The organism is Psychromonas arctica DSM 14288, assembly GCF_000482725.1.
In the GTDB taxonomy this organism is placed as follows: Bacteria; Pseudomonadota; Gammaproteobacteria; order Enterobacterales; family Psychromonadaceae; genus Psychromonas; species Psychromonas arctica.
In genome coordinates this window covers 22,549-45,374 of the sequence record NZ_AXWP01000050.1, presented here as the reverse complement: position 1 = coordinate 45,374, position 22,826 = coordinate 22,549, and the positions used below count along the sequence as shown (strand labels likewise).

Here is a 22,826-nt window from a genome sequence, read left to right as displayed (position 1 = left end):
ACATCTTAAGCGAGTATTAGTAACGCAAAATTGCGTAAAACTGGGATCGGAATTATTCAATGATTTGAGAAGCTAAAGGTAATTCTAAGGACAACGATAACGATGTAACTGAGGATAACTTGGACTTTATATGACATTAATAACTCTGATTTTCCAGAGCGAACTGAATACTAACTAATAAAAAGCATAAAAGAAAGCATTATTTGCATTTATTTTAGACTTTAGTCAGTTATAAGTTACTAATCCGCCTTAAATTTTATTTTAATAAGGCCATTTTTAGCTAAGGCATACTTTAAGCTCATTAATAACGTAATGCTTAATGACACTGTGAGCATGACAAAAATAGCGATCAAGATAAGTAACTGATATTTGATGGCCACCATCGGTGCAACACCGCCTAATATTTGTCCTGTCATCATGCCAGGTAAGGTCACAATACCTGTGGTCGCAATGGAGGCTAGAATAGGAGCCTGCGCTTTTTTCATGGCATGTTGTAAAAAAGGAAAGGCCGCTTGATAAGCACTAGCCCCTAAAGCGATGGCCGCTTCATATTCATCTTGGCGCTGTTTGAATGCATCAAAGAGTGTTTGTAAGGCGACAATATTCCCACTTAAACTATTGCCTAATAACATGCCAGCTAAAGGGATCATGTATTGCGCGCTGTAGACAGGTGTCGGTTGAATGACGAGCAATGACATGATTGACAATAAAGGTAATAAAGCACAGCTGAGTGCGAATGCATTGGCTAATAATAATTTACGGCTGGATAAATCACTCTTATTAATGACGCTGTAACTGCCCATCGTGATCATTATTATCACCCAGGCAATATTTAACCAGACACTATCTAATACGAAGATATATTCGAGATATAAACCCAGCAGGAATAACTGCACTAGCATACGCAATAATGAAATAACGGTGCTTTTATTGATCCCTAGCTTGAAGTGAGCGTTAATCGTTAGCGGGATCAATAGCAGTAATGCAAATAATCCGAGTTGTAACCAGCTAATATCAATACTTGCTTGCATATCGCTTGATGAACTCCTGCTGTTGGTCTGCTGATAGGGTTTAAATTTATGACCACTTTAGTGATTAACAGTGTGTGTTACTTTTATGAAAACACGCTCTGTAAAAATAACCGTTAAAACAACATACTGTGCTCATGAGCTAATTTATTGGATAAGCTCGGTGTTTGACGTTGTTAGTCATAAAGATGCAAATACAGCTAACTATTCAGCTATCTATTCAGTTATCAATACAGTCATCAATATCAAGCATAAAGACTAAACATGAAGGCTACGATTAATCTCTGGCTTGAAAACATTGATAAAAGTTGTCGTCATTTAATACAGTTTGAGTTATTGCTCATCTACCGCTAGCCAATCAACGGCTACGCCTGATTGGTTAAACATTTCTTCACTGAGTCTAATTTTATCTCCCCAGCGTGATAGAAAATCTTCACTTTGCGCAGGGCAATGGACTGCCTTAATGCCAGTTTGGATTATTTTGGCTGCGCAGTTTGGACAAGGGAAGTGAGTTACCCATATTTCACAGCCTTTTAAATCACGTTTTGCATAGAGTATTGCATTCTCTTCTGCGTGTAAGGTTTTGAGTAATTTAATCTCTCGATTATCGGTACCTGCACTATCAGAAATCCCCTGCGGGTAACCATTAAAGCCCAATGAAACAATGCGATTATGCTCGGTAATAACGGCACCTACCTGTGTAGAGGGATCCTTACTCCATGATGCAACGAGCTCTGCCATTTGGATGAATCGTACTGCCCATTTAGAAATCATATTTATTGTAATCCTTTATCATGTTGTTTATCTATTGTGCTGAACAGTCGCTCACGACACAAGCTTTAGTGTTTAACTATTAACAGATAATTAACACTTTATTTTGTATTATGGCAATAAATTAGTAATCAAAATTTACTGCGTTAAATTTAATTTAACCTATGATTAAATACTTTAGAATATGCTTAATACGAAGCCTTGTATATGATGTTTTTAATCATTCGAGGATAAGCAATGACAATCACTCTTTCTAAAATACAATCTAATAAGCACTTGATTTTATTTCTTGTATTAGGTGTGCTGTGTTTGTCGCCTGTTATCTCTTCTCCGATTGCTTTAGTACTCGGCTTTACACTGGCTACGCTAGGCCTAGTACCTACCCAAATTGATATTGCTAAGCTGACTAAAAAATTATTAGCTCTTTCCATCATAGGGCTGGGATTTGGTATTAATGTTGATCAAGCGATTCAGGCGAGTGCTGGTAATCTAGGCTTAATTGTAGGTTCCATTTTTAGTACATTATTGATTGGTATGCTGCTAACTAAAGTATTTAAGATTGATCCTAAAACAGGTCATTTAGTGGCTTCTGGTACAGCTATTTGCGGTGGTAGTGCTATTGCCGCAGTTGCTCCAGCTATTCAAGCGAATAATGAACAAACCTCTCATGCCTTAGCTACTGTATTTATTTTAAATAGTATTGCGTTATTTGTTTTCCCGCTAGTCGGGCATACTTTAGGGATGAGCCAATATAATTTTGGTTTATGGAGTGCGATTGCCATTCACGATACATCATCAGTTGTAGGTGCTGCTTCTGCCTATGGTGATGAAGCATTACAAATTGCAACCACGGTTAAATTAGCGCGGGCGTTGTGGATCATTCCTGTCGCTTTTATCAGTGCCTTTATCTTCAAAGGCGATAGTAAAAAAATCACTGTCCCGATGTTTATTATTTATTACTGTATTGCGATTGCAGTTGCGCATTTTTTACCGCAGTTTGATGCGTTATATCAGCATGTGTTTTTTGTTAGCAAGCGTTTATTAGTGTTGTGTTTATTTTTAATTGGCTGTGGCATTACACTACGCACCATTAAAAATGCAGGTTATAAACCTATGTTATTGGGCGTTTTATTATGGGTAACCATTGCGACAGTAGTACTGGCTTATATTGAATTAGCTTAGGTCTAGGGATAGTTATCACTCTCCTCGTTACCTTTATGCTTGCGCCAACTATCACTGACACCGTGAAATATTATTAATCGGTGTAACCAGGGGATTAACAGATAAACGTAATGCAGCAAGCGCTGCACTCTTTTTAATGCGATTGATGGGGCATAAATAGGAGTAGATAGTAGAAAGTAGAAAGTAGGAAATATGCTAAGGACGTTGTTAATAAAAATAAATTAGATCTGTTTGTTATTCTCTTCGTGTTTTTGTTATTAATGTTTGGCATTAATGACATTAAGCAATCGCTATCAAATACCAGTCTCCACCTCGCAAGTTTTACCCTACTGAATATCATTATCGACTTGCCTTTTTAATTAGCGTTATTATTTGATGTATTGCTAAAATCGCTTTTTCAACGCATAGAATAGGTTTGATTTATTTTTTTATTACCTTGTGGAAGCTTTTAGAGGCGTTCACATTGCGCCACTGCGGTAAAAATAAAGTCAGTAATTTATTCACCAGTAAACACTGTTTCAGCTCATTTATTGATGAGGTGGTTTATCGTTTTTTTGCGTACTCACAAAATAGAATAATAGTGAAAAAGCTAGTAATGAAAACGCCGCAGCAATAATGCCATGGCTTAGAATAGCAATGATGATCGCTATGAACACGAGAGTGATCAAGAATTGTGTTTTAAGCATAAGCCCTTCTATTAGTAGTTGTTGTTTAATGTTGCTATCGTATGCTGTTGCTATCGTATACTGCTGAATAGGGCCTATTATCAACAGGCTTAAACAAAAGCGATAATACAAAATTGTTCTAACTAATATCATTCCGGTTTAGTCAGCCATCCTGACGAGTATTCTGTAGAGGATGAAAAATTTATAAATGTTAAAAGAGAAGCTGTATGAGAAAGACAGATAAAAAAATTGATAAGAACTTACGAGCAGCATTAACAGAAGTCTGTGAAATAGCATTGGATACAGTGCAAGGCTATCAATGGATAACACATAGCGTGAAATACGACGCATTTCCGGCTTCTTTACAAATAAGTTGTGGTTTTGCTTCGGTACAAGCTATTGAGCAGTTACAGCTTGCTCAGCAAGATATTTTGCTGAAAAAATTGATTGTGAAACATTTAATGGTAGTGGGGATAAATTTAAAGGACGTTAATAAACAGGTAAAGTTTGTGGTTGCTTGATGATGGGGGAGTTGGCTGTTGGAAGGTTTGTTAAAGCAAAGCATTAACTCAGCGTATTTCCCCACGCCGAGTTAATGTAATTCCACACGGAGTTAATGTAATTCCGTGTTGAGTTAATCAATTAACCTTTGTATATTTTGGGATTAAATACATCACGTAACCAGTCCCCTAATAAGTTAATCACTAAGACCAAACTGATTAATACAATGCCAGGGAAGATAGTTATCCACCATGCTCCAGAGAATATGTATTTAAAACCAATACTGATCAGGGCGCCTAATGAAGGTTGGTCAACGGGTAAACCAAGGCCTAAAAATGATAAAGCCGCTTCTGACATAATTGCATTGGCAACTTGCACTGTTGAAATCACTAAGATCGGCGATAAACAGTTTGGTAGAATATGACGGAACATGATCCGCATCGATCTAAAACCCATCACTTGTGCGGCTTCTACATACTCTTTTTTCTTTTCTGCTAATACAGAGGCACGAATAGTACGTGCGTATTGAGGCCATTCTGCAACGCCAATAATCACCACTAACATAATCACTGCATAATCAGCAAAAAACTCTGCACCAAAACTAGCTTTAAAAATCGCAGTGATAATGATCGCAACCATCATCGTTGAAAATGATAATTGTACATCGGCAAAACGCATTAAAAAGCTGTCTATACGGCCACCAAAATATCCCGCCGACAAACCTATCACTATGCCCAATACTAATTGCACTGCAACGGCCAAAAAGCCAATCGTTAATGACAACCTTGAACCATATAAAATGGTGGATAAAATATCGCGCCCTTGGTCATCTGTCCCAAGCAAGAAGCGAGACTCGCCGCCTTCTAACCATGAAGGGGGAAGCTCAGAATCCATTAAGTCGATGGACATTAAGTCATAGGGATTAGTGGGTGAAATAACCGGTGCAAATAGTGCAGCAAGAAAAAAGGTTAAGAATAAAACAAAACTAAACATGGCCACTTTATCGCGTTTAAAGTGGTAAATAAAGTCAGAATCCTTTAGTTTCTGCCAGCGTGATGGAGCAGTATTTTGTTGAGTAACACTATTCATTTTATGCTCCTTTTCCAGTGATATTAACGGTTGGATTGACTACGCCGTATAACAAATCAACGATAGTATTAGTGACCACAAAAATAAGCCCTACAAAGATTACATAGGCCGTTATGAGTGGTGTATCAACACGATTGATCGCTTCTAGAAATAAGAAGCCAGTACCAGGCCATTGGAAAACAGTTTCCGTTAAAATGGTATAAGCAACCATCGTCCCGATTTGAACACCGCCGACGGTAAGTACTGGTAGCATGGTGTTTTTCAGGGCATGTTGATAATAAATTTTATTCATTGCTAAGCCTTTAGCCGTCGCAAATTTTACATATTCAGAGCTTAATGCTTCCAGCATCTCTGAACGTACCAAGCGAATAAACAAAGGCAGCATAATAGAGGCGAGAGAGATACAAGGTAAGACCAAATGCAATAACCCATCTTTGGTTAAATAGCCTGTTTCCCAACCGAGTACCGAGATGGTTTCGCCACGGCCATAGGAGGGTAACCACTGCAGTTCAATGGCAAAAATGTACATTAAGATGATAGCGGTTAAAAATACCGGTATCGAGATCCCGATACTACTAAAGGCCATGATTATCTTTGTCCATAAGCTTTTAGGATGAATCGCGGAATAAACGCCAAGGGGAATGGAGACCGCTATTATGATCAGCGTTGCACCCAATACTAACTCCATTGTCGCTTGTAATTTATCTAAAATAACGTCTACGGCAGGGCGCTTAAAGAAATAAGAGTTACCTAAGTCTCCTTGCACTGCGCTAGTAATAAAACGAGTGTACTTGACAACATAAGAGTCATTTAAACCAAGTTCATCACGTAAAACTTGTCGTTCTGCTTCTGATACGGATTGGCCTACCATTTCTCGAAGTGGATCGCCTAGGTTATCTTGGATTGCAAATGCGACTAGGCTGATCACAAACATTACGATTAATGCTTGGAAAAGTCGCTGGACCAAAAAGGTAAACATCAGTTGTTTCCTATAAAATGATTAACGACCCAAAGGCTGGGTCGTTTTGTTGTGGTGTTAAAAAATTAAAGTTGTTTATTTGTACCTATTGGGTAGCAAACTAAAATAGGCTCTTTTCATACAACAAGAGCCTGTAACTAAGCAGGCTTTAAATTATCGCAGCCTGATTACTATCTTTATTTAACAACTAAATCGCCTAAGTATGGAAAGTTTAACGCATTAACAATAGGTGAAACATTTAGAGTAGATTTTGCACCCCAAGCAAGGTTCTGCCAATGTAGCGGAACAAATGCAGCATCGTTATATAGAATCTGTTCAACTTCTTGTAACATTGCAGCACGTTTTGCAGGATCAGTTTCTGCATTAGCAGTATTGACTAAATTATCCACTTTAGGGTTTGAGTAATGGCCACAGTTGTAAGCTCCTCTGCCTGTTTCTGTATCTCGAGTCATGGTTAAGAATTCAGAAAAGTTTGCAGAGTCTTCAGTATCTGAATGCCAACCGATCATCAGCATATCTGCTGCACATTTATCAAACTCAGGCCAGTATTGTGCTTTAGGCATGGTTTTTAAATCTACAGTAATACCAATTTTTGCTAGCATTGATGAGGCTGCTTGTGCAATTTGCGCATCGTTTACGTAACGGTTATTAGGTGCAATCATTGATAATTTAAAGCCTTTTTCATAACCCGCTTCTTTCATCAATTGTTTTGCTTTTTTCAAGTCATAACGAGGCGTTAAACTTGCATCGTAACCGGCATAACCGGCAGGGCCTTGTTGTCCAGCTGTTGTTGCAAAACCTTTCATGATTTTTTTCACGATAGCTTCATTGTTAATTGCATACACAATTGCTTGGCGCACGCGTACATCTTTTAATGCTTCATTTGAACTTTGGTTCATTTGTAGTGTAATGATACGGGTACCAGCAACCGTAGTTAGCTCGATGTTTTTAGTGTCGATAACACGTTTTTGGTCGTTAGGCGCAACCGGGTGAATTAAGTCGACATCTCCAGACAATAAGGCAGCAACACGGGTTGCATTCTCTTTAATTGGTACCAAGGTTAGCTTATCAACATTACCTGGTGAGTTTGTATCCCAGTAATTGTCAAAACGGTCAAATACTACTTTTACGCCTTGCTCACGAGATTCAATAGTAAATGGGCCTGTACCCGATACGTGTGTTGATGCAAATGAACCACCATGTTTAATGATAATTGATTTATCTACACCGTCCATCTCACCAGAATAGAACTTGCTGTCCATTGGGAAAAGGTAAGTGGCCGTTTGTAGCACTAATGGGTACGGTTCAAATGAAACGAGCTCAACAGTGTAATCATCTATTTTTACTAGCTTTTCGTATGGTGAAAATACGTTTTTAAAGTCTTGAGACGTTTTTAAACGATTAAATGTCCAAACAACGTCATCAGCCGTCATAGTATTACCTGAATGGAATTTTACACCTTTACGAAGTGTAAAACGGAAAGTGTTATCATCTACACGTTCCCACTTCTCAGCTAAACGAGGTTCAAAATCAAATTCTTTAGTAAAGCGCACTAGTGGATCAAATAGCATGTGTGACATTTGTAACACACCACCAGAAAGTTGCTCATGTGGATCAAGTGTTACTGGGTCCGAATCATAGGCAATGGTGATATCTGCAGCAGTGGCTGAAAAATTTAACCCCGTAGCAAGTAATGCGATGGCTAATTTTGTTTTTAAAAACTTCATTTACAACTCCTTTTATGAAAAAAACGTTTAACTATTAACTTTATAATGGTGAAATTTTGTTTAGATACTGCTCCGTAATCCTTTAAACTCTGGCATCAATGAAATTAAATGCTGACTATAAGGGTGTTGAGGATGGGTAAATAATTGCTCACTCTCGTTTACTTCTAATAATTTTCCTTGTTGCATCACACCGATGCGGTCGCATACTTGACGTATAACGGGTAAATCATGGCTAATAAATAACATGGTTAGATTTAGCTCATCTTGTAAATCTTTAAGTAGGTTCAGAATCTGTGCTTGTACCGATACATCAAGTGCTGAGGTTGGTTCGTCACAAATTAATAAACGTGGTCTTGTTGCTAAAGCGCGCGCAATAGAGATACGTTGACGTTGGCCACCGGAAAATTCATGAGGGTATTTGACACCCGCCATTCTCCCTAGCCCCACATGGTCTAATAAATCAAATACGATTTGTTGTATTTGTGATTCATTAGCGGCTAGTTTATGAAAGCGAATAGGCTCGGCGATAATATCGTAAATTTTCATACGCGGATTCATCGACGTATATGGGTTTTGAAATACCATCTGCATTTGACGACGGAAAGGGCGACGTTCTCGTTCGGATTTAATCGCCGTTAAGTCAATACCTTCAAAAGTTATTTTGCCTTCGTTAGGCGGAAATAAGCCGGTAATAACACGTGCAATCGTTGATTTTCCTGAACCGGACTCTCCCACTAAACCAAAGGTTTCACCCTCATTAATACTAAAGCTGACGTTTTTGTTGGCTTGAACGTATTCGCGTTTGCTTTCAAAGAATGAATCTTTAGTGATAAAACGTAAACTGACATTTTCAACATTTAATAGTGGGCCATCATAATCACGCTGCTCTTCACTTTGTCCTAACCAGTGATTTTTAATATCTAAGGCTTGAAGTTCATGTGCTTCTTCGATGTAGCTTACCAGTGGGAATCGGTCTAGTTTTCTATCGGAACGTGGTACGGCTGAAATTAAGCTGCGCGTATATTCATGATCCGGATCGCCCAGTACTTTAGCTGTTTCACCAAACTCAACTAAATCGCCACGATACATTACCGCTATTTTATCGGTTACGTTAGACACTACACCCATATCGTGCGTTACTAGCATGCAGCCAACGTTTTTTTCAATACATAAATTACGGATCAGTGTCAGTATTTGATCTTGGATAGACACATCAAGTGCTGTGGTTGGTTCATCGGCAATAATTAAATCGGGTTCACCAGATAATGCGATCGCAATCACAACTCGTTGTCGCATGCCGCCAGAAAATTGATGCGGGTATTGTTTAATTCTAACTTCAGGTTCTGGAATACCCACTTGTTGCATTAAGTTGATAGCACGTTTTAAGGCTTCATCCTGGGTTACATTTAAATTGGCATGAATGGTTTCCAGCAACTGTTGCTCAACAGTGAAAAGAGGATTAAGCGACGTCATTGGATCTTGAAAAATAAAACCAATTTTATTACCGCGCACTTTACGCATCTGTTCAAGTGTTAAACCTGATATTTTTTCACCATCTAAAAAAACTTCACCAGCAGCAATAACACCAGGAGGGCTTAATAAATCGATAATTGCATTACCAACGGTAGATTTACCTGCACCTGACTCTCCAACAACACCAACTATTTCACCACGATTAATGGAAAATGAAAGTGATTTAACTGCTGCATGTACACCAAAACGAGACGGGTATTCGATACGAAGATTTTTAACTTCTAATAACGCCATTTTAATTATTCCCTGCAGGCTTTAAGAATTTTAGTTTGATAAAACCTTGTATATATATGTTTTTGTGATTGAAAACACATTTATAGCATCCTTTTTATTACTAAATCTAATAAATTTTCAATCGGTCACATTAATTTAGAGAGTCGATATCGACAATTCTTTCATACTAATTTTGGCTATGAGTTCAAATTAACAGCATTAAATTTGTATGTTAAGTATCCTAAGACGGTTAAGTTGATTGTTTTTAATCGTATTAATCGCTTCATAAATACCGTTTTTAGGTAAACATTTACCTGATTGTTGTATTTTTTAGCGGTTTCATCTTATAACCGCTGTAAAGTTTCGATTGAATACTAATCAGTGTTATATTTGCACATTGAAATCATCAATATTTTTATTTTAGGCTCGTTATGAAACATCAACAGGCTGTTTTTTTACAAGAAATGGGTATTACTCACTGGCAAGTAAGAAAACCGGCGCTATTTAAAACGGAACAAACTCTTAAGCAGTTAAATCTGTCTGCATGCAAACTGTTAGTCGTCTGTACAGAAGAGGATGCAAAGCATGAGTTGATGGACGCTATTATTAATGCTTTTCAAATAAAATCTGATCAGGTGGTTTATTGCTCCTTAGCGCAATTTGAGAACCAACAGGGGAATTTACCCACATTAATTTGGTCAACACTTGGAGAGATTGCTTCTTCACCGTCTCATCAATTATTACATTCACCTTCTCTAGCTGAGCTCGCGACAAACGCAGTGGCTAAAAAAGTACTTTGGAAGCAATTCTGTGCCTATCAATAATAAACAGTCTGTAGCATCTATTATTGCTATGGCGATTACCGATCTCCCTGAAGTATTAGCCATTGAGACACTGGCTCATAGTCACCCTTGGTCTGAAAAAATCTTTCTGAGCAATTTCGGTAAGCGTTATATTAATCATGTGATCATGCTTGATGATCAGGTCGTCGGTTATTTTGTTGCTAGTTATGTTGCAGGCGAAGTGACGCTAATGAATATTGCCATTGCTCCTGCTTATCAAGGCGCAGGTTTAGGACGAGCATTATTAAGTTATTTAAAAACCTTTTCACTTTCACTGTCGCAACAAGAAATTTGGCTAGAAGTTAGAGCTTCTAACATTCCTGCAATTAAACTGTACCAAGCATTAGACTTTGTAGAAGTGGATATTCGACCTGCTTATTACCCCGCTGATAATGGCCGCGAAGATGCTATTATCATGTGTTGTTACTTATAATCTTATTGGCATCTGCTTACAAAAAAACGATAAAAAGCCATAAAATAGCTCTTTACTGTTATAAACCATTGGAAATTTATGATCTCTAAAAACCAGTTAAAACTCATCCTCTCCTTAGAGCAGAAAAAGCAACGTAAGAAATTAGGATTGTTTTTAGTACAGGGTGAAAAAAATGTCAGTGAGTTATTTAACTCAACTTTTGAGATAGTTAATTTATTTGCGACCAGTGAGTATATTAATCACCATGCAGATATATTAAGTGCTAATAAGTTAGTCGCCTTGACTATTGAGAGTACGCAACAAGAATTACAAAAAGCAGGGACCTTAAAAACCAATAATAGCGTGATAGCAGTGGTTAAATGCAAACAGTATTCTGTTCCAGAAATAGGTGAAAACGAACTTATTTTAGTGTTGGATCAAGTGGGAGACCCGGGCAATTTAGGTACTATTATTCGTGTTGCAGATTGGTATGGTATTGAACATATTATTTGTAGCCCTGACTGTGCAGATTTTTATAACCCTAAAGTAATTGCAGCAACAATGGGATCTTTTGCGCGTGTACAAGTTAGTCATACTGACCTGAGTGAGTATCTATCCGCACAGACTAAGCCGGTTTACGGTGCTTTTTTAGAAGGTAAGAATATTCATCGTAGTAAACTCGCTAGTTCTGCATTTATTGTGATGGGCAGTGAATCGCATGGTATTTCTACTGAAGTCAGTCAGTATATTAGCGATAAAATAACGATTCCTAACTTTGGCTTAGCAGAGTCATTGAATGTAGCAATGGCCACGGGAATTATTTTAGATAATTTTAAACGTTAAGTTTTTATTCCTCGATCGTATCCGGTCTGATAGACCGGATCATGTGAGCGAATCTCGCACTATTATTCACCTTATTTTTTCGTATATGCTTAGTTTTAATCGCCCTATGGGATTGTTTAAACTGGAAGCTGACCCTCAAAACACATCTTAAACTAAGACTTTAAAGCGATACCTTAAACTAAGACTTTAAAGCGATACCTTAAAGCTATACCTTAAACTAAGACTTTAAAGCGATACCTTAAACTAAGATCTTAAGTTGATAGTTCAGGTTAGACCCCATTAAACCACGTTAATGGATCACTTTCAGCCGTATCGAAACAACTTAATAAGCGTTTATTTTTATCCTGATTAAAGTAATAACGACAGCATTAACGACAGTTTAATTTTATACCTTAAAAAATACCTCACTCGCATTTTTGAAAATAGTGTCGTTAAAAGGTTGACAGATGGTAATGATATCTATTATCATCTTGCTTGTTGGCAAGAATACTGTCGTTATAGCTAACAGCAATTAAGCATTGAACATTTAAGCCATGAAGTTAATGTTGATTGTTGTTAGTTCAGTATTTTGTCGATGGTTGTTACTGAGAGTCTCCATGCTAGGTAACACCAAAAACCATGACTCATGATAGTAGATAACATTTATTTATTATGAAATCTTGATTGAAGGTTTGCGCACACAGGCGTTCGATTTAGATTGATGCTATTTTTCGCAGGATATGCCAGCTGTTGATAGATAGTAATGAGTTAAATGGTAATCGGTAAAATTAATATTGCAGCTACAAAGGCGGGGGGTTGGAGTAGCCTGCAATATTAATCCCACTATACAAGTTGATTTCTCAGCTTAGCTACTTTTACACCTCGAAGTATCATAAGTATTGATTTCCCTATAAATAATCTCAACTCTCAACTTTTAACTCTCAACTTTTAATTCTCAACTTTTAGTTCTCAACAAGCCCGTTGTCTTAATTTTTTCATTTCTATTGATTGTTAACGCTTAGTTTTCTTGTTCAGAAAAGACTAAAGTCGATTTACACTTTCGGCATAAATAACGAGTGCCTTTTTTAATATTATTATGTCGACGAATAGTTAATTGATGCTGCGAGCAAGAGCAACGGTAAGTAAATAATTTACCTTGGACATCTGTAATATCTAATTGATGAGTTGTATTAGCAGGTAGATGAAAAACCTGGGTCATGATCTGTTGCCATTCTTTACCATGTGGCTTTACTTTGCCGTACAGCTGATAAGTAATTAAATGTGCAATTTCATGGGCAACTACGTGTTCAATAAAAATAGCTTTATTTTGTAGATATAAGATTGGATTAAACTTAATCAGGTTTTTTTGTAGATGTGCACTACCAGCGCTTCGACCACGTTGATTAAAAAAGTAAGTGGGGCGAGAAAAAGCACGATCAAAAAAGCACTCGGCTAAAATGAAACAATCTTCACCTTTCACTGCGAGTGCTTTTTTATCTTCAAACGTTAGCATAATTCAATATTAAATCGTTTTTATAAAACGCTTAATTAAAATGCAGCTGCTTTAAGCGCTTCTACTTTATCTAATGCTTCCCAAGGGAATTGCTCACGACCAAAGTGTCCATAAGCTGCTGTCTCTTGATAAATAGGTTTGATTAGATCTAACATTTCGATTAAACCGTAAGGGCGTAAATCAAAATGTTCACTGACTAAGCTAACGATTAAATCTTTTGCTACTTTTTCAGTACCAAATGTCTCAACGCTGATTGAAGTTGGCTCTGCAACGCCAATTGCATATGATACTTGGATTTCACAGCGGTCAGCCAAACCTGCAGCAACAATATTTTTTGCTACATAACGTGCTGCATAAGCTGCACTACGGTCTACTTTTGAAGGATCTTTACCTGAAAATGCACCACCACCGTGACGTGCTGTGCCACCGTAAGTATCTACAATTATTTTACGCCCTGTTAAACCACAGTCGCCTACTGGCCCACCGATCACGAAGCGACCTGTTGGGTTGATGTGAAATTTAGTGCGTTCAGTTAACCACTCAGCAGGTAAAACCGGCTTAATTATCTCTTCCATTACCGCTTCAACTAAATCTGATTGTTTAATATCTTCACGATGTTGCGTTGAAAGTACAACAGCATCAATACCTACGATTTTGCCTTGCTCATAAGCAAAAGTAACTTGGCTTTTAGCATCTGGGCGTAACCAATCTAGTTGGCCACTTTTACGTACCTCAGCTTGTTTTTTAACAAGGCGGTGAGCGTATGTGATTGGTGCAGGCATGAAGACTTCTGTTTCATTGGTCGCGTAACCAAACATTAAACCTTGGTCACCAGCACCTTGTTCACGTGGATCAGAGCGGTCTACACCTTGGTTAATATCAGGAGACTGCTTACCTACTACGTTGAGTACGGCACAAGAGTCTGCATCAAAACCCATTTCTGAACTTGTGTAACCAATTTCGCGCACGGTATCACGTGTGATTTGTTCAATATCAACCCAGGCATCAGTGGTAATTTCACCGCCTACCATGACCATGCCCGTTTTTACGTAAGTTTCACAAGCAACGCGTGCTTTAGTATCTTGTTTTAAAATGGCATCAAGTACGGCATCAGAAATTTGATCTGCAATTTTATCTGGATGACCTTCAGAAACTGATTCTGAAGTAAATAAGTCACGTGACATGTAAACTCCTATTCGGGCTATTTAGTTAAATTATTTTGGATGTTTTTACATCTAGACGTCCATAATACATTTTTTTGTAATGGATAACACCCTATTATTTATAAATAAGATAGAACTGTTTGCTTACTTTATTGGTCAAAGGTGGTTAAAATTACTGTAAATTTTCTTAAACATGCTGTGCTATAGGTTATACTCGCTGGCATTTTATTTTACGGTTATGTTTCTTCTGTCTAATCGAGACTCTCTATGCCTTTGTTACATCAAATTAAAATTATGTTTAAAAAAGTGCTTACTTTGGTAAATCACTTACCTCGCTTGCACTTTTGGTTGGTCATCTCTTTATTTGTTTTTTTACTGATTATTAGCCTTATTCCTGCTTCTAACCCTAATGGAAAAACAATTAAACGTGAATTAACTCTTCCTACTAGTGAGTCATTAAAAGATGACTATGCGGTTGCCGAACCATCAACAGTAAATCGTGATGCAAACGATAAACTACTTCCTGATTTCTCGGCTAATCGAGAAATAGATATCACCATTTCAGCCGGTGATACGTTAAGTGAGATATTTTCTGAACAAGCATTATCTGCTGCGGTTTTGCAAGAGTTATTGGAGGCTGATAGAGAACATTTGCGCCTTGCTAATTTATTACCAGGACAAGAAGTGCAACTGTTGGTGAGTCCTAGTAATCAATTATTATCCTTAAAAGTGATTATTGACCGTGCAAATACATTAAGTTTTGTTTTAAAAGATGATATTTATGTCTCAGATTTAGAAGTGAAAGAGGGGGAATGGCGTAATAGCTATTATCAAGGTAGTGTGACCGGCAGTTTTTATGTCAGTGCAAAAAAAACAGGATTATCGGCGAGTCAAATTCAACAGATTTCAGGTGCTTTACAGGAACAGTTTGATTTTAATCGTCAGTTAAGAGTTGGAGATACCTTCCATGTGTTAGTTGCTAAACAATACATAGAAGGTGCCTACAGCTTTGATAGTGAAGTTTTAGCGGTCATCCTTAAAACGCGATCGCGTAATTACACCGCTTTTCTAAATGAAGATGGTCGTTATTATGACAAGAATGGTAAAGGGCTAAGTAAAGCTTATCGTCGCTACCCCGTCAACGGACGCCCTCGTATTAGCTCGCGCTTCAATCCCCGTCGATTACACCCTGTTACTAAGCGCGTTCGTCCACATAATGGGACTGATTTCGCGGTAGGAGTGGGTACCAATGTTTACGCTGTAGGTGACGGTGTTGTACTACGAGCTGGTTATCACCCCGCAGCAGGTAACTATATTGTTATCAAGCATGGCCGAAAATATACCACACGGTTCTTACATTTAAGTAAAATATTGGTGCGTAAAGGACAACGTATTGAGATGGGTAAGCTGATCGGTAAGTCTGGTAATACTGGCCGCTCAACAGGACCTCATCTTCATTACGAATTCCATGTTTATAATAAACCTGTTGATGCGATGAAGGTCGATTTACCATTATCACAAGAAGTACCACAGAAAGATAAAAAAGCCTTCAATGAACGTCGCGACCTTTCATTACGTGAAATGGGCGAATTATAGTATAAGATTGATAGCGATTAATCTTTATTATTAAAATTGATATTAAAATGGTTATTAATGCATTGGCTGTTAATTGTTAAGCCGATACAGTAAAGAAGAAAGGATGCTGGATGTTATTAAAAAGTGATGCATATGAACAATGCATAAATTATTTTGCTGATAATTTAGATATATTTGAAGAAAAGTCTGGTTCACGCACTGGGCAACCTATTTCTGATATCGTTCTTGATCAAGTATCGGATATGTTGATCAACTTTTGTTCGCAACAGCCTCAATTAAGTAATGAGACGCGCTTAATTGTTGTTGCTGAAGGCGATCAATTAGTTGAAGATATTGAGCAGATACTAGGCAAGATATGGGAGCAAAAAGCAACCAATGAACAGCAAATGTTTATAGAAGAATATTTTTTATTACTAAAAAATAGCTTGGATTCGCAAGTTCCTCAATTGTAGTTTTGCTTAGCCTATAGCTAGACATGCTATCGGCTATTACCAAGGTAAAACTAAAAAACCAATCGTTAGATTGGTTTTTTATATTCAGACTTTTTATATGCAGAATTTAGACATCAAAATTTTATACATCAATACGTTATATAGTTAAATACACCGATAATATTGCGATGCAGGTCACCAGAGTACATGACCAATATTAGCAGATTAACGAATAGTATGGTGAAGGTGCACGACTTCTAATAATTGATCTTCACGTTCAAAGCGACTTTCCATCACTTGACCTAATTCAGAAATATCATGGTCAAAATTTAATAATGTTTTATCCGATGCATTTTCTGCATAAGTATCATTAAAATTCAATGCAACATCGGTAGTGGTGGTAATGCGAGAATATAATTCCTGTGCAATTTTTAAATTCTCTACCCCATCAAGTCTCGATTGTTCAATGATTTGCTCATATACTTCAAAATGCCCTGTCGAAGCATAATCCAATAACTGTTGGCAAAACTCTGTGATCACCTCTTGTTTAGGTAAGCAGCGTTTTTCTTGTTGGTAAGGTGGCAGACCCGCTAATTCACAGTATAAGACAACGAGTTTTTGACGTGCATCTAACCAATTATCTAAAACAGATAGTTCACCACCCCATTCTTCTTTTGCTTGTTTTATTTTTTTAAGCATAAAAACCTCTTTTAAATGAAATAGCTACAAAACTAACGGGTTAAAAATTAAGTGAAATTAAGGCGCTCGTCAATATAAATTTAGTTTATATAGCAATCACCATAATTACTGTGAGCTTATACTCAATGTAACCGCTTCAAATACAAATATTTTATATTAATCGTTACCATTCTTATAGATAACTAAAGCGAGAAGAAAAATTAACACTTGTTCAATAGTGGTTTGATATTGCACTATACCCGTTACCAATCAAAATGCATTATTCAGTAGCTAACTACCCATAGGGCAAGTCGTGAGGTAATCATCTTCGTTCCTGTTATAAAACGGGAAAAAGTTTTGATATACCCCCGTTAGATCTTCACCTTTATGCCTATAGCTTGTTTACCTCACGGCTAGCTGATTTTTGTATTTTGAATGATAACGGGTATACATTATTTATTCCTCCCCAAAACGAGTATTTAAGATGGCAGAGTTACAAACTGCGTTAGATGAAAACGCATGGTGGTTTATTTTATCAGAAGGCAAGTTAGTTGCGTTGGATAAAGGTGACTTCATTCCCTTTGGAAATGTTAATGAGTTACCTTTTCCTGAAGGGGCCACCGCTAATAAACGATTACTAGGACAATATAAAGATCAACCCTGTTACCTAGTAGAAGTTGAAGGTAGTTTGGATGTTGGTTTGGGTGGGTATGTTACATTGCGTTCGTTTTTGGGGCGGATTGATGATCTTTTGTTTGATATGGCTGGCCGTGCATTTCAAATTGCATTGTTTTATAAAACTCATCAATTTTGTGGTCAGTGCGGACAAAAAATGCAGCCCATTAATTGGGAAGTGGCGATGAAGTGCTATCATTGCCAACATCGAACATATCCGCGTGTCTCCCCTTGTATTATTGTTGCGATCCGTAAAAATAAACAGATATTACTGGCGTTGCACAACCGTCACCTAAAAGAAAACTATCCTGTTTATACAACGTTAGCAGGTTTTACCGAAGCGGGTGAAACATTGGAGGCTTGTGTTGCACGTGAAGTTTTTGAAGAGGTGGGAATTAAAGTTAAAAATATCCGCTATGTAAGTAGCCAGCCTTGGCCTTTCCCTCATTCATTAATGATGGGCTTTATTGCTGATTATGATTCAGGTGAGATAAAAGTTGACCCGCATGAGTTAATTGAAGCAAATTGGTATCATGCAAATGATTTACCTGTGATACCAAGGCATGGCACAATTGCACGTAAATTAATTGAAAAGACACTTAAAAGATGTCGCTAATTGTTATGCTAGCAACATGACTAGTTAAACAATTTTGAGTTACAAAACAGGATTAGGGCGCGTTCATTTATTTTAAATGTTAGTATGTGCGCCAATAATTGAGCTGACATCTAAATAAACTCGGCGCGCCATCAATAGACAGAAAAGAAAAGGTTACCAATGACTGAATTAAAAAACGATCGTTATATTCGTGCTTTGTTAAAGCAAGAAGTAGATAAAACACCTGTCTGGATGATGCGTCAAGCAGGCCGCTACCTACCTGAATATAAAGCGACTCGAGCACAAGCGGGTGACTTTATGTCGCTTTGCCGTAATGCAGATTTAGCTTGTGAAGTAACATTACAGCCGTTACGCCGATTTGACCTAGATGCGGCGATTCTTTTTTCTGATATCTTAACTATTCCTGATGCGATGGGTTTAGGGTTATATTTCTCAGAAGGCGAAGGCCCTCGATTTGAGCATCCTATTAGCTGTAAAAAAGATGTTGATAACCTGATCATGCCAGATCCTGAAGGTGAACTTCAGTATGTAATGAATGCGGTCCGTACCATTCGTCGTGATTTAAAAGGCGAAGTACCATTAATTGGTTTCTCTGGTAGCCCGTGGACGTTAGCGACTTATATGGTTGAAGGCAGCGGCTCAAAATTCTTCACTAAAATTAAAAAAATGGCATTTGCAGAGCCACAAACATTGCATCTGTTATTGGATAAATTGGCAGACTCTGTGATTGCTTATTTAAATGCACAAATTGCTGCAGGTGCTCAATCTGTGATGGTCTTTGATACGTGGGGGGGGATTTTATCGCCACGCGATTATAAAGACTTCTCATTGCAATATATGCATAAAATAGTGGATGGTTTAACCCGTAACTACGATGGTCAAAAAATTCCGGTGACTTTATTCACAAAGAATGGCGGTCAATGGATCGAACAAATCGCTGATACTGGTTGTGATGCAATTGGTCTAGATTGGACAATTGATATCAAAGAAGCGAAAGCGCGTGTTGGTTCGCGTGTTGCACTGCAAGGTAATATGGATCCATCGATGTTATACGCGTCACCAGAACGTATTCGCCAAGAAGTGGCGACTATCTTAGAAGGTTTTGGTACAGGCAATGGTCATGTGTTTAATTTAGGGCATGGTATTCATTTAGATGTACCACCTGAAAATGCGAAAGTGTTTGTTGATGCCGTGCATGAATTGAGTGTGCCTTATCACAAATAAAAACTGTTAATATTTTATTCACTAAAAAAACATACTTCGGTATGTTTTTTCGTTTCTAGCCACTGCTTATTCATCACTGTTTATTCATCATATCGTTATGCTTAGCATCTTAAAATTGATTGTCGGTTAAGTTTTTTTTCTTTTGAAAAGAGCCGTTTATTCTATTGGAATCTTAAGTACCTGTCTGAGTGCAGCTTTATTCTCTCCTTTGATTAAATCAGCTAACGTGTATTGATCTAAACAATCAAAGAAAGATTCCATTGCTTGTGCAAACATTCTTTTTAGCTGGCAACTTGATGTGATCACACATTGGTTATCTTTGCCAAAGCATTCAACCAATGTTGAACCTTGTTCTATAGAGCGAACCAACTGGCCTATATTTATATTTTCAGGCGCTGTATTAAGCTTTATTCCTCCATTTTTCCCCCGAGTTGCATTGATATGATTGTTGGCACTCAGTTCCTGCACTACTTTCATCAAATGATTTTTTGATATTTGATATCGCTCAGCGACTTCTTTAATAGTGATAATGTGGGAAGTTTCTTTTGCAGCCGCAAGGTAAATTAATACTCGTAATGAGTAATCGGTAAAACGAGAAATGTTCATATAAAGCACCTATGTGATGATATTTAATAATGGCATTATTTTGTCTTTACCGCCTTAATATCTTAAAGAATTATTTTAAATACATCGATTTAAAAGATACATATAGTTTACATCTTTAATTTTGTATGTAAAATCGCTTTAAATAAGATTCATTTTAAATGCATCTTTTATTTATAAGTTAAATAAAGGGTTTTTACTTTAGATATTTTTGAGTTTAAGGTTGTTAATTAAAGGCTAAATACTCATCAAAAGGAGCATGTTATGGGAGAGTATAAAAAATTGTGGTGGACCCTCTTAGGGGTGCTTGCCATTACCTTTTCATTATTAGGTTACTACGGAACAGAAATTTATCGTACAGCACCACCGATACCAGCATCATTCGTTTCTGAACGTGGTGATATTTTTACAACGGAAGAAAAAATATTAGACGGTCAAACGGCTTGGCAATCAGTAGGTGGGATGCAACTGGGTTCAATATGGGGGCATGGTGCTTATCAAGCGCCCGATTGGACAGCGGATTGGTTACATCGAGAACTTGTTAATTGGTTGGATTTAGCGGCAATGGACGAGTTTGCTAAACCTTTTGATCGATTAACCGGAGAGCAGCAAAACACATTACAATATAAACTTAAAAATGATTACAGAACAAATACCTATGATCATGAGAAAAATACAGTCACGTTATCTGTAAGGCGTCTGCAAGCGATTGAGCAAACGGGTGAGTATTATAATAAGCTCTTTGGCGGTGCACCTGAATTACAAAAAACACGTGAAAACTACGCCATGAAAGAGCTGACATTACCAAGTGCAGAGAGAAGGGAGCGTTTAACAGAATTCTTTTTTTGGACCGCTTGGGCTGCCTCAACTGAACGTAGCGACGGTAATGCAACTTATACAAATAATTGGCCGCATGAACCATTAATCGATAATAAACCCACCACTGAAAATATTTTATGGTCTGTTGTGAGTATTGTATTATTGATTGCCGGTATTGGTGCTTTAGTATGGGCTTGGGCATTTTTACGAAAAGAAGATGAAAGTGAACCTGTTGCGCCACTCAATGATCCTATCTTATCTTTCGCGTTAACAGCTTCGCAAAAAGCATTAGGTAAATATTTATTTCTGGTCGTGGCTTTGTTTACTTTTCAAATTTTTATGGGGGCTCTCACCGCGCATTATACCGTTGAAGGTCAAGGCTTTTACGGTATTCAAACTTCAGAATGGTTTCCTTATAGTTTAGTGCGTACTTGGCATATTCAATCTGCTTTATTTTGGATCGCCAGTGGCTTTTTAGCGGCAGGATTATTTTTAGCACCAGTCATCAATGGAGGTAAAGATCCTAGATTCCAAAAACTCGGTGTTGATGTGCTTTTTTGGGCATTGGTTCTAGTCGTTGTTGGCTCATTTATAGGTAATTACTTAGCGATTGCGCAAATAATGCCAGCAAATTTAAATTTTTGGTTAGGCCATCAAGGTTATGAATATGTTGATTTAGGACGATTATGGCAAATTGGTAAATTTATTGGACTTGTATTGTGGTTAATATTGATGATGCGTTGTATTACGCCGACGTTGAAACAGAAAGGTGATAAAAACTTATTAGTTTTATTTATGTTCTCATGTATCGCGATTGGTTTATTTTATGGGGCGGGTTTCTTTTACGGTGAAAGAACACATCTCTCTGTGATGGAATATTGGCGTTGGTGGATTGTACATCTATGGGTTGAAGGTTTCTTTGAAGTTTTTGCTACTACTGCGTTGGCATTTATTTTCTTTAATATGGGATTAGTTTCTCAACGTATGGCGACAGTGGCCTCATTAGCATCTGCCTCATTATTCATGTTAGGGGGTATTCCGGGTACTTTCCATCATTTGTATTTTTCTGGCACAACAACACCTGTTATGGCAGTCGGTGCAACTTTTAGTGCACTCGAAGTTGTGCCATTAATTGTGCTTGGACATGAAGCTTGGGAGCACTATAAGTTGCAAAAACGTGCACCTTGGATGGACAGTGTGAAATGGCCTATTATGTACTTTGTTGCTGTTGCTTTTTGGAATATGTTAGGCGCTGGCGTATTAGGGTTTATGATCAATCCGCCAATCTCTTTATATTATATTCAAGGTCTTAATACGACGGCAACTCATGCGCATGCTGCATTATTTGGTGTGTACGGTTTCTTAGCGCTCGGCTTTACCTTATTGGTATTAAGATACATTCGCCCTCATTTGAAATTTGATGAGCGTTTAATGAAGGTTTCTTTTTGGTGGATGAATATAGGCTTAGCACTGATGTTATTTACTAGTTTATTACCCATTGGCATTATTCAATTTATTGCGAGTGCATCGGAGGGGCTTTGGTATGCACGTAGTGAAGCCGTTATGCAAAGTGATACATTAGTTACATTGCGTTGGGCACGTACCATCGGTGACATCGTATTTATGGTTGGTGCATTAGCAGTCACTTGGCAAGTGACTAAAGGTGTCTTTTTTTCGCCAGAAAAAATAGTGAAATCGAAATGTTAACTTAAGCCTCTTTGATTGGTGTTGCGACGTTTGTATT

21 protein-coding genes are annotated in these 22,826 nt (G+C 37.6%); 10 read left to right on the top strand and 11 right to left on the bottom strand.

Translation table 11 applies throughout. The annotated features are described in order from the left end of the window. Positions 1-239: 239 nt before the first annotated feature. Together H592_RS0107925 and H592_RS0107920 are read right to left on the bottom strand one after the other, a co-directional pair. Entirely contained in the window at positions 240-1,031 is a 792-nt protein-coding gene (locus H592_RS0107925; protein ID WP_028868302.1) for an ABC transporter permease, read from the bottom strand. A gap of 330 nt (positions 1,032-1,361) precedes the next feature. Continuing rightward, positions 1,362-1,802 (bottom strand): dCMP deaminase family protein, encoded by a 441-nt coding sequence (locus tag H592_RS0107920; protein ID WP_028868301.1) that lies wholly within the window; start codon positions 1,800-1,802, stop codon positions 1,362-1,364. Positions 1,803-2,036: 234 nt separating this feature from the next. On the opposite strand from H592_RS0107920, the gene H592_RS0107915 reads away from it, so the two are divergent. Continuing rightward, positions 2,037-2,981 (top strand): YeiH family protein, encoded by a 945-nt coding sequence (locus tag H592_RS0107915; RefSeq protein ID WP_028868300.1) that lies wholly within the window; start codon positions 2,037-2,039, stop codon positions 2,979-2,981. A 527-nt stretch (positions 2,982-3,508) separates the two neighbouring features. Here the strand turns inward: H592_RS0107915 and H592_RS23910 are convergent. Next, positions 3,509-3,667, bottom strand: coding sequence for a hypothetical protein (locus H592_RS23910; RefSeq protein WP_156916092.1), 159 nt, complete (start codon positions 3,665-3,667; stop codon positions 3,509-3,511). Between the two features lie 206 nt (positions 3,668-3,873). Here H592_RS23910 and H592_RS21765 point away from each other — a divergent pair, with 206 nt between their 5' ends. Beyond that, positions 3,874-4,167, top strand: coding sequence for a hypothetical protein (locus tag H592_RS21765; RefSeq protein WP_051369083.1), 294 nt, complete (start codon positions 3,874-3,876; stop codon positions 4,165-4,167). Positions 4,168-4,288: 121 nt separating this feature from the next. Here H592_RS21765 and H592_RS0107900 read toward each other — a convergent pair whose 3' ends face one another. The 4 genes from H592_RS0107900 to H592_RS0107885 form a co-directional block, all read right to left on the bottom strand. Further along, on the bottom strand, positions 4,289-5,236 hold the full coding sequence (locus tag H592_RS0107900) for an ABC transporter permease (protein WP_028868299.1): 948 nt from the start codon (positions 5,234-5,236) through the stop codon (positions 4,289-4,291). Position 5,237: 1 nt separating this feature from the next. Then, on the bottom strand, positions 5,238-6,215 hold the full coding sequence (locus H592_RS0107895; protein ID WP_028868298.1) for an ABC transporter permease: 978 nt from the start codon (positions 6,213-6,215) through the stop codon (positions 5,238-5,240). A gap of 176 nt (positions 6,216-6,391) precedes the next feature. After that, on the bottom strand, positions 6,392-7,942 hold the full coding sequence (locus H592_RS0107890; protein ID WP_028868297.1) for an ABC transporter substrate-binding protein: 1,551 nt from the start codon (positions 7,940-7,942) through the stop codon (positions 6,392-6,394). A 60-nt stretch (positions 7,943-8,002) separates the two neighbouring features. Further along, positions 8,003-9,709 (bottom strand): dipeptide ABC transporter ATP-binding protein, encoded by a 1,707-nt coding sequence (locus H592_RS0107885; RefSeq protein WP_028868296.1) that lies wholly within the window; start codon positions 9,707-9,709, stop codon positions 8,003-8,005. Positions 9,710-10,119: 410 nt separating this feature from the next. Between H592_RS0107885 and H592_RS0107880 the strand changes: the two genes are divergently transcribed. The 3 genes from H592_RS0107880 to H592_RS0107870 all read left to right on the top strand — a co-directional run bounded on the left by H592_RS0107880 (position 10,120) and on the right by H592_RS0107870 (position 11,785). Further along, on the top strand, positions 10,120-10,512 hold the full coding sequence (locus H592_RS0107880; RefSeq protein ID WP_028868295.1) for a DNA polymerase III subunit psi: 393 nt from the start codon (positions 10,120-10,122) through the stop codon (positions 10,510-10,512). Next, entirely contained in the window at positions 10,499-10,963 is a 465-nt protein-coding gene (gene rimI, locus H592_RS0107875; protein ID WP_245600383.1) for a ribosomal protein S18-alanine N-acetyltransferase, read from the top strand. Before H592_RS0107880 ends, rimI begins: the two co-directional genes overlap by 14 nt. A 78-nt stretch (positions 10,964-11,041) precedes the next feature. Further along, a complete protein-coding gene (locus tag H592_RS0107870; RefSeq protein ID WP_028868293.1) occupies positions 11,042-11,785 on the top strand; it encodes a TrmH family RNA methyltransferase in 744 nt (247 codons plus the stop codon). Between the two features lie 997 nt (positions 11,786-12,782). Here H592_RS0107870 and H592_RS0107865 read toward each other — a convergent pair. Continuing rightward, positions 12,783-13,277 (bottom strand): SprT family zinc-dependent metalloprotease, encoded by a 495-nt coding sequence (locus tag H592_RS0107865; protein WP_028868292.1) that lies wholly within the window; start codon positions 13,275-13,277, stop codon positions 12,783-12,785. A 35-nt stretch (positions 13,278-13,312) separates the two neighbouring features. Beyond that, positions 13,313-14,461, bottom strand: a complete 1,149-nt coding sequence (gene metK, locus H592_RS0107860) for a methionine adenosyltransferase (protein ID WP_028868291.1) — start codon at positions 14,459-14,461, stop codon at positions 13,313-13,315. Between the two features lie 246 nt (positions 14,462-14,707). Between metK and H592_RS0107855 the strand changes: the two genes are divergently transcribed. Both H592_RS0107855 and H592_RS0107850 read left to right on the top strand, forming a co-directional pair. Beyond that, complete coding sequence (locus H592_RS0107855; protein WP_051369082.1) at positions 14,708-16,036, top strand: peptidoglycan DD-metalloendopeptidase family protein; 1,329 nt, start codon at positions 14,708-14,710, stop codon at positions 16,034-16,036. Positions 16,037-16,146: 110 nt separating this feature from the next. Next, positions 16,147-16,488, top strand: a complete 342-nt coding sequence (locus tag H592_RS0107850) for a DUF3802 family protein (protein WP_028868289.1) — start codon at positions 16,147-16,149, stop codon at positions 16,486-16,488. A 204-nt stretch (positions 16,489-16,692) separates the two neighbouring features. Here the strand turns inward: H592_RS0107850 and H592_RS0107845 are convergent, their stop codons facing one another. Further along, positions 16,693-17,166: an Rsd/AlgQ family anti-sigma factor gene (locus H592_RS0107845; RefSeq protein ID WP_028868288.1), complete on the bottom strand. Its 474-nt coding sequence runs from the start codon at positions 17,164-17,166 to the stop codon at positions 16,693-16,695. Positions 17,167-17,629: 463 nt separating this feature from the next. Between H592_RS0107845 and nudC the strand changes: the two genes are divergently transcribed. Next, positions 17,630-18,436, top strand: coding sequence for an NAD(+) diphosphatase (nudC, locus tag H592_RS0107840; protein ID WP_028868287.1), 807 nt, complete (start codon positions 17,630-17,632; stop codon positions 18,434-18,436). A 159-nt stretch (positions 18,437-18,595) separates the two neighbouring features. Continuing rightward, complete coding sequence (hemE, locus tag H592_RS0107835) at positions 18,596-19,660, top strand: uroporphyrinogen decarboxylase (RefSeq protein WP_028868286.1); 1,065 nt, start codon at positions 18,596-18,598, stop codon at positions 19,658-19,660. A gap of 156 nt (positions 19,661-19,816) precedes the next feature. On the opposite strand, the gene H592_RS0107830 is transcribed toward hemE, so the two are convergent. Continuing rightward, on the bottom strand, positions 19,817-20,266 hold the full coding sequence (locus H592_RS0107830) for an RrF2 family transcriptional regulator (protein ID WP_025564194.1): 450 nt from the start codon (positions 20,264-20,266) through the stop codon (positions 19,817-19,819). Positions 20,267-20,527: 261 nt separating this feature from the next. Between H592_RS0107830 and H592_RS0107825 the strand changes: the two genes are divergently transcribed. Next, positions 20,528-22,789 carry a nitric-oxide reductase large subunit gene (locus tag H592_RS0107825; RefSeq protein WP_028868285.1) on the top strand — a complete coding sequence of 754 codons (2,262 nt, stop codon included), beginning with the start codon at positions 20,528-20,530 and terminating at the stop codon, positions 22,787-22,789. Positions 22,790-22,826: the final 37 nt, after the last annotated feature.